Origin of the sequence: Stenotrophomonas sp. HMWF003 (assembly GCF_003061285.1) — a bacterium.
Lineage (GTDB): Bacteria > Pseudomonadota > Gammaproteobacteria > Xanthomonadales > Xanthomonadaceae > Stenotrophomonas > Stenotrophomonas maltophilia_AP.
Genome location: NZ_QAIW01000096.1, coordinates 7,028 through 14,400 on the forward strand (window position 1 = coordinate 7,028; position 7,373 = coordinate 14,400).

6 protein-coding genes are annotated in these 7,373 nt (G+C 70.1%); 3 read left to right on the forward strand and 3 right to left on the reverse strand.

The window, feature by feature from the left end:
• Both DBR34_RS22090 and DBR34_RS03925 read right to left on the reverse strand, forming a co-directional pair.
• A partial coding sequence (locus DBR34_RS22090) for an ATP-binding cassette domain-containing protein (RefSeq protein ID WP_258223649.1) occupies window positions 1-393 on the reverse strand: 393 nt, incomplete at its 3' end.
• 175 nt (window positions 394-568) lie between these two features.
• Window positions 569-1,471 carry a LysR family transcriptional regulator gene (locus tag DBR34_RS03925; RefSeq protein ID WP_128095788.1) on the reverse strand — a complete coding sequence of 301 codons (903 nt, stop codon included), beginning with the start codon at window positions 1,469-1,471 and terminating at the stop codon, window positions 569-571.
• Window positions 1,472-1,700: 229 nt separating this feature from the next.
• Between DBR34_RS03925 and DBR34_RS03930 the strand changes: the two genes are divergently transcribed.
• The 3 genes from DBR34_RS03930 (at window position 1,701) to DBR34_RS03940 (ending at window position 5,351) form a co-directional block, all read left to right on the forward strand.
• Window positions 1,701-2,894, forward strand: a complete 1,194-nt coding sequence (locus tag DBR34_RS03930; protein WP_128095789.1) for a serine hydrolase domain-containing protein — start codon at window positions 1,701-1,703, stop codon at window positions 2,892-2,894.
• Window positions 2,895-2,905: 11 nt separating this feature from the next.
• Window positions 2,906-4,111 carry an MFS transporter gene (locus DBR34_RS03935; protein WP_128095791.1) on the forward strand — a complete coding sequence of 402 codons (1,206 nt, stop codon included), beginning with the start codon at window positions 2,906-2,908 and terminating at the stop codon, window positions 4,109-4,111.
• 283 nt (window positions 4,112-4,394) lie between these two features.
• Window positions 4,395-5,351, forward strand: coding sequence for a polysaccharide deacetylase family protein (locus DBR34_RS03940; RefSeq protein ID WP_128095792.1), 957 nt, complete (start codon window positions 4,395-4,397; stop codon window positions 5,349-5,351).
• A 149-nt stretch (window positions 5,352-5,500) separates the two neighbouring features.
• Here DBR34_RS03940 and DBR34_RS03945 read toward each other — a convergent pair whose 3' ends face one another.
• The gene (locus DBR34_RS03945) at window positions 5,501-7,099 is read right to left on the reverse strand and encodes an EAL domain-containing protein (RefSeq protein WP_128095790.1); all 1,599 of its coding nucleotides are present in this window, start codon (window positions 7,097-7,099) and stop codon (window positions 5,501-5,503) included.
• Window positions 7,100-7,373 lie beyond the last annotated feature (274 nt).

Genomic DNA, 7,373 nt, shown 5'->3' on the forward strand with positions numbered 1-7,373 from the left:
CGGCAAGCCCAATTGCTGCCACTGCGCCTGCAGCTGTTCGCGGATGTTCCAGCGCTCGCCTACCGCGGTGAAATCGGCGGGATCGACACTGCCGGCCTCGATGCGCGCCAGCGCAGCCAGCAGCGGGGCCACGCCCGCCAGCGCGGCGTGGCTGCCCGGTGGGGCACCACTGTGCTGGGCCAGCAGGTGCACGCGGCCGTGGCGCTGCACCTGGCCGGCACTGGGCGCATGCTGGCCGGCCAACACGCGGGCCAGCACGCTCTTGCCCACGCCATTGCGCCCGACCAGGCCGGTCGGGGTGGTGTCGAAGTGGGTGCTGATATCGGAAAACAGGACCCGCCCATCGGGCAGGGTGCAGGTCACGCGGTCGAGCGTGAGGGAAAATGCGGTCATGCGACCTCCAGGGATGCCGTGGGTTCCCTTCACGCACGGGGCGGGAAGGACACAGGCCGTCAAACAGACGGCGGGGCATCACTGGCGCATGCGGGCATACCTCATTACACAGGCGACTGGCTGTCGCGCCGCCAGTATAGATTTGCGCCGCGCCAAGGGAGTGAATGCACGCTGTTCAACAGCTCACGCCGGTGAGCCGGGCGCTGACGAAATCGATGAATACCCGCAGCTTGGGCAGCACGTGGCGGCCCGACGGCCACAGCAGGTGGAAGGTGCCGCAGGCGTGGATCTGCTCGGGCAGCACGCGCACCAGGCGGCCATCGGCCAACGCATCGCGTACCGAGTGCTCGGGGATGTAGGCGATGCCTCGCCCGGCCAGCGCGAACGCCAGGCGCGCCTCGATGGTGTTGGCCACCATCGACACCGGCAGTTCCAACGCTGGTTCCCCCGACGCGCGTGGCAGCGGCCACGGTTCCAGCTTGCCGCTGCTGGGGAAGCGGTAGTGCAGGCAGTCGTGCTGCAGCAGGTCGTGCGGGGCCTTGGGCGTGCCGCGCCGCGCCAGATACTCGGGCGAGGCCACCAGGTAGCGGGGGAACACGCCCAGCCGGCGCGCGCTGAGCCGCGAGTCGGACGGCTCACCTACGCGCAGCACCGCATCGAAGCCTTCTTCGACCACATCGACCAGGCGGTCGTCGAAATCCAGCTCCAGGCGGATGCCGGGGTAGGTGGCCATGAACGCGGCCAGGATCGGCAGCGACAGGTCACCCACCAGCGGCAGGCTGAGCCGCAACACGCCACACGGGGCGGCGGCCTGCTGGGCCAGCTCGGTGCGGCCGGCGTCCAGCTCGTCGAGGATGCGCCGGCAGCGCAGCAGGAAGCGCTCGCCCTCGGCGGTCAGGGTCACGCTGCGCGTGCTGCGATGGAACAGGCGCACGCCCAGTGCCTGTTCCAGGCGCGTGATGGTCTTGCCGGTGGCCGAGGCCGACACGCCGAGCAGGCGCCCGGTGTCGACGAAGCTGCGGGTGTCGGCCACGTGCACGAAGGTCTGCAGGTTGCCGATGTTGTCCAAAGCCGACATGGCCGAACTCAAGGGGAAAGGCGCCACTCTAGCGGCCCGGCGCGGCGGTGGTGCACGGTGCATGGAATGCAGCGGTGCGTGCCGGGGTGGCAGCGGCGGCATCCCTTGCTGGTACGGGGTCTGCACCGATTGCGGAATGCAGTGTCCGGAATGAGTGGACTGCGAACTGGGTGTTTGGCGCGCCGCCGAACACCGAGCATGGCGCTCCCCCCGCTGCTGGAATTCCGCGATGTCCTCCGTGCTTGATGTGCCTCCCCTTGTCCAGCCGCGCCTGGCCGCGGTGGATGCCGTGCTCTCCGCCGCCCATGCCGACCAGCGCGTTGTCGGCGCGGTGGTGCTGGTGCGCGAACATGGCCAGCTGCGCCATGCCAGCGCCAGCGGCTGGGCCGACCGCGAGCAACAGCGGCCGATGCAGGCCGATGCCCTGTTCCGGCTGGCGTCGGTAAGCAAGCCGATCGTGACCGCCGCGGTGATGCGCCTGGTGGCGCAGGGGCTCGTATCGCTGGATGCACCGGTCACCGATTGGCTGCCTGACTTCCGGCCCGCGCTGCCTGATGGCACCCGGCCGGTCATGACCCTGCGCCAGCTGCTCAGCCACAGTGCCGGGCTTGGCTATCGCTTCCTGGACGCCGACGCCGAAGGCCCGCATGCGCGCGCCGGGGTCAGCGACGGCATGGACGACAGCCCGATCACCCTGCACGAGAACCTGCGGCGGATCGCCGATGTGCCGCTGCTGTTCCCGCCCGGGCAGGCCTGGCACTACGCGCTGGGTGTGGACGTGGCCGGTGCCGTGCTGGAAGCGGCCACTGGTCAGCCGCTTGCACAGGTCGTGCGCGAGCAGGTGACTGCGCCGCTGGGCATGAAGGACACCGGCTTCCACACCCCGACCCCGGCGCGCCTGGCCACGCCCTACGTGTCCGATACGCCGCAACCGCACCGGCTGCGCGAAGGCGAGGTGGTGCCGCCCTTCGAAGGCACCGCAGGAATTGCCTACAGCCTTGCCCGGGCCAGCAACCCGGATGCATTCCCTTCCGCCGGCGGCGGCATGGTGGGCACCGCGCAGGATGTGATGCGCCTGCTGGAAGCGCTCCGCGGCGATGCCGAGCGCGCCTGGCTGCCAGCGTCCAGCGTGGCCGCGATGGCGCGTGCGCAGGTGGGCGAGCAGGGGCCGCCGGATGCACCGGGCTGGGGCTTCGGGCTGGGGTTTGCGGTCCTGCGGGACCCGGCACTTGCCGCCACGCCGCAGGCGGCGGGCAGCTGGTGCTGGGGCGGTGCCTATGGACACAGCTGGTTCGTCGATCCGGCGCGCGGGGTGAGCGTGGTGGCGCTGACCAACACCTTGTACGAGGGCATGCACGGGCCGTTCGTGGCGCAGCTGCGCGATGCGGTGTACGCCGACCTTGCTGCCGGTGCACGGGCATGAGCGGCGCAGGCATGAGTGGCGAGGCGGGTTCAGGCGTGCTTGCCGACGCGCCCTCGGCGGCCGAGCGGTTGCCGTTGTCCGGGTTGCTGGCGCTGGCCTGCGCCGGCTTCATCACCATCCTCACCGAAGCGTTGCCGGCCGGGCTGCTGTCGCCGATGAGCGCCGATCTGGGCGTCAGCCGCGCGCTGGTGGGGCAGCTGGTGACCATCTATGCGTTCGGCTCGCTGGTGGCGGCGTTGCCGATGACCGCCCTTACCCAGCGGCTGCCGCGGCGACCGCTGCTGTTGGCCGCGATTGCCGGGTTCGTGGTGGTCAATACGGTGACCGCACTGACCCACCATTACGCGGTGATGCTGGTGGCGCGCTTCGTCGCCGGCATCAGCGCGGGCCTGTTGTGGTCGTTGGTGGCCGGCTATGCCAGCCGCATGGTGGCGCCCCGGTTGCAGGGGCGCGCCATTGCGGTGGCGATGGTGGGGACGCCGCTGGCGTTGTCGCTGGGCATTCCCGCCGGTACGTTGCTGGGGCAGACCATCGGCTGGCGCTGGGCGTTCGCGCTGATGTCGCTGCTGAGCGTGGGCCTGCTGGCGTGGGCGCGGCTGGCCTTGCCGGCGCTGTCGGCTCCCGGCGCGGGCGCGCGGCAGACGCTGGGTGCCGTATGGCGGCTTCCGGGCATGCGCGCGGCGCTGTTGACCATGTTCCTGTTCGTGCTGGCGCACAACGTGCTGTACACCTACATCGAACCGTTTGCAGCGCTGTCCGGCGCGGTGGTCTGGCTGGACCGGTTGCTGCTGGTGTTCGGCGTGGCGGCGTTGGTGGGGATCTGGATCACCGGCATGTGGGTGGACCGCTGGCTGCGCGTGCTGGTGATGGCCAGCACGGCCGCGTTCGTGCTGGCCGCGTTGGCCTTCGCGCTCTGGCCTGCATCGGCCTGGGTGCTGGTGCTGGGCACGGTGGTGTGGGGCATGGCGTTCGGCGGCGTGCCCACCTTGTTCCAGACCGCCGTGGCGCGCCGCGCCGGGGTGGCCGGCGACATCGCGCAGTCGTTCGTGGTCACCGGTTGGAACCTGGCCATCGCCATCGCCGGGGTGGTGGGTGGGGTGATGCTGGAAACATGGGGCGAGCGGTGGCTGCCGGGCGTGGTGCTGGCACTGCTGGCCGCCACGGTGCTGGTAGTGCTGCGGCGGCCGGGCGCGTGGGCGCCCACGTCGGGGACGTAGCGCCGGGCTCTGCCGCTCTTGGACGTAGCGCCGGGCTCTGCCGCGCCGCGAGGTTCGCAGGGCGCCATGGCGTAGCACGCGTCGCCACGCGCCAGGGACCCACCGCGTCGGGACGTAGCGCCGGGCTCTGCCGCTCTTGGACGTAGCGCCGGGCTCTGCCCGGCTGCTTTCCGCAGGAATATCGAACTGCCGGGCAGAGCCCGGCACTACGTGTTCTGGCCCGGCACCACGATTGGTTTAAGGTAGCGGCACAGATCAGGAGGGTTGCGTGCGCCGCATCGTGTTGCGTTGGATGGGACTGGGGTTGCTGGGACTTGCCGCGGCCGTGCAGGCCGCGCCGGACCAGCGCATTGCGCTGACCATCGACGACCTGCCCTGGCAGCGGCTGGATGAGCGCGATGATCCGGAGCTGGCACAACGCCACGCGCAGCTGCTCACCGCGTTGAAGGCGGCGCAGGTGCCGGTGGTGGGGTTCGTCAACGAGATCAAGCTGGAGCGCGATGGCCAGGTGCAGCCGGCGCGCGTGCAGATGCTGCGCGACTGGCGCGATGCCGGGTTCGAACTGGGCAACCACACCCGTGGCCACGTGGACCTGCATGCGATCGGGCTGGAGGCCTACGAGCAGGACATCCTGCGTGGCGAGCAGACGCTGCGACCGTTGCTGGCCGAACGCGGGCAGACACCACGCTGGTTCCGCCATCCGTACCTGCGTGCCGGGGAGACCCCGCAGCAACGCGCGGCGCTGGCGGCCTTCCTGGACCAGCACGGCTATCGCATCGCGCCGGTCACGGTGGACAACAGTGAGTGGATCTGGGCCTTCGCCTACGACCATGTGCGCGACACCGAGGCCGACCCGGCGCTGCGCGAGGCCCGGCTGCGCCAGCTGCGGCGAGGCTATGTGCCCTATATGCTGAACAAGCTGGACTACTACGAAGACCAGTCGCGCCACCTGCTGGGCCGGTTGCCGGCGCAGGTGTGGTTGATGCATGCCAACGCGCTCAATGCGGCCAGCATCGACGAACTGATCGCCGCTACCCGCCGCAGGGACTACACGTTCATCACCCTGGAGCAGGCGCTGCAGGACCCCGCCTATGCGCACGCCGATGGCTACAACGGCGCCGGCGGCATCAGCTGGATCCACCGCTGGGCGATGGCAGAGGGCAAGCCGCGCAGCTTCTACGCCGGCGAGCCCAAGGTGCCGCGCTGGGTGCTGGAGCTGGCGGGCATCGCCAACGAGTAGTGCCGGGCTCTGCCCGGCAGTTCGGGATTCCTGGGAAAAGCAGCCGGGCAGAGCCCGGCTCTACGTCCCGACACGGTGGGTCCCGGGCGCGTGGCGACGCGTCATACGCGATGGCGCCCACGAACCTCGCGGCGCGGCAGAGCCCGGTTCTACTCCACCGCGCTATTCGGGTTCTGGAAATTCTCGCGCGCTTTGCCGTACTGCTGCAGGCGCTGGTGGTGGAAGGCGATGAAGGCCTCCGGGGGCAGCGCACGCGAGAACAGCCAGCCTTGCCCGAACTCCACCTGGCGGGCCTGCAGGTAGGCCAGCTGGGCGGGGGTTTCGATGCCCTCGGCCACGGTGAACAGGCCCAGGGTCTTGGCCATGTCGATGATGTGCGAGGTGACCGGGCTGGTGGCGCTGTCGGTGCCGATGGCATCGATGAACGACTTGTCGATCTTCAAGGCATCCAGTGGCAGCTGCTGCAGGTACTGCAGGCTGGAATAACCCACGCCGAAATCGTCGATGGCCACGCAGTGGCCGGTACGCCGGGCGATGGCCAGCGTGTTGCGCGCGCGCTGGATGTCGATGAAGCCGCGCTCGGTGGCCTCCAGCCAGATCTGCTGCGGATGGATGCCGGTGCCGGCCAGCTTGGCCGCCAGCACCTTGAGCGCGCGGCCGCTGCTGACATCGGCGGCCGACAGGTTGATGGCGATATGGGCGCTGCGGTCCTGGACCAGCAGCTCGCGCATGTCATCGATGACGCACTCGATCACCTGGTCGGTCAGTGCGTCGATCAGGCCATGTTCCTCGGCCAGCGGGATGAACAGGTCCGGGCGCACGTGGCTGCCGTCGGGCCGGGTCCAGCGCACCAGCGATTCGGCGCCCACGCAGATACCGGTGTCCAGCTCGATGATGGGCTGGTAGTGCATGTGGAATTCGCGCCGGCGCACCGCCGTGACCAGTTCCCCGCGCAGCGACAACCGCCGCCGCGACAGCCACACCACCGCGCCGATCGCGGCCAGCGCGCCCAGAACGCCCAGCGGGATGAACTGCCGGAACTGCTGGCGGAAACTGGCCAGCAGGTCGGTACGCGGGGCGGTGGCGATGGCCAGCCATTCCTGGTCCTGCGCGGTGGCATACAGGGTGTGGCTGTCCATGCCGCTGTGCGGATTGCGCAGCAGGCGTTGCAGCAGGGGCTGGTCGAGCAGGTCCTGCTGGGCCATCAGGCGGCCGTCGGGGCTGGCCACGGCCAGGCGCACGTTGGGGTCGGCGATGACGTCCACGAAGCGGGACGGGTCCATCAGGATGTCGTAGCGGCCCAGGTGCAGGGCGATCAGCGGCGACCCATCCCCGGCAATCGGTCGCACCCCCAGGGTGATGCCGGCGCCGTCGGCGGTGATGTGGTCCGGCGTCGGCTCGGGTACGTGGGCCTCCATCATGCCCCAGGAGGTGCAGCGCAGCCGGCCCTCCTCGAAGTACCCCACCTGTTCGGCCGAGTGCGTGCTCAGGGTGAGCGCCCGCATCAGGTGCAGGTGGTCGGCCGAGCACGGTTCCAGCGGGCTCTGGTTGAGCCGGCGCAGGGCCAGCATCCCGGCCTCGTAGGCGCGGTTGGCGCGCAGCAGGGTGCGCTCGGCGGTCAGCTGGAGGCGGGCAGCCTCCGCTTCGGTGGCGCGGCTCCAGGTGAAGTACACCAGGCCGGCGATCGGCACGAAGGCGCCGAGCAGGGCGAACAGCACGGTGGCGGCGATGATCCTGGCGCGGTTCAAGCAGACCTCGATGCCGTGGGTGGGAAGCAGCGTGCGGCGCTCACGATCTGGATCCCGCTGTGGGCCGCCGCGCTATCTCACCACCTGTCGGCCGGATTTGGAACCGGGATCGTCCGGCAGGCCCGTCAGGGCACTCCCCACCCGGCCGTCAGGCGCTACCGGGGAAGTCAAAACCGACATCAGCGGGCCGTCGCTGCACGCAACAGTGGCGCAGCGGCCAGCGGTCTTCTATGTTCAGAGCCTTCGCCCTGCTGGCCCCGCCCATGACCGATCC

Bases quoted from the DNA above. Each gene is read 5' to 3' on its own strand.
- DBR34_RS03925 (WP_128095788.1), bottom strand. From the start codon at position 1,471: ATGTCGGCTTTGGACAACATCGGCAACCTGCAGACCTTCGTGCACGTG.
- DBR34_RS03930 (WP_128095789.1), top strand. From the start codon at position 1,701: ATGTCCTCCGTGCTTGATGTGCCTCCCCTTGTCCAGCCGCGCCTGGCC.
- DBR34_RS03935 (WP_128095791.1), top strand. From the start codon at position 2,906: ATGAGTGGCGAGGCGGGTTCAGGCGTGCTTGCCGACGCGCCCTCGGCG.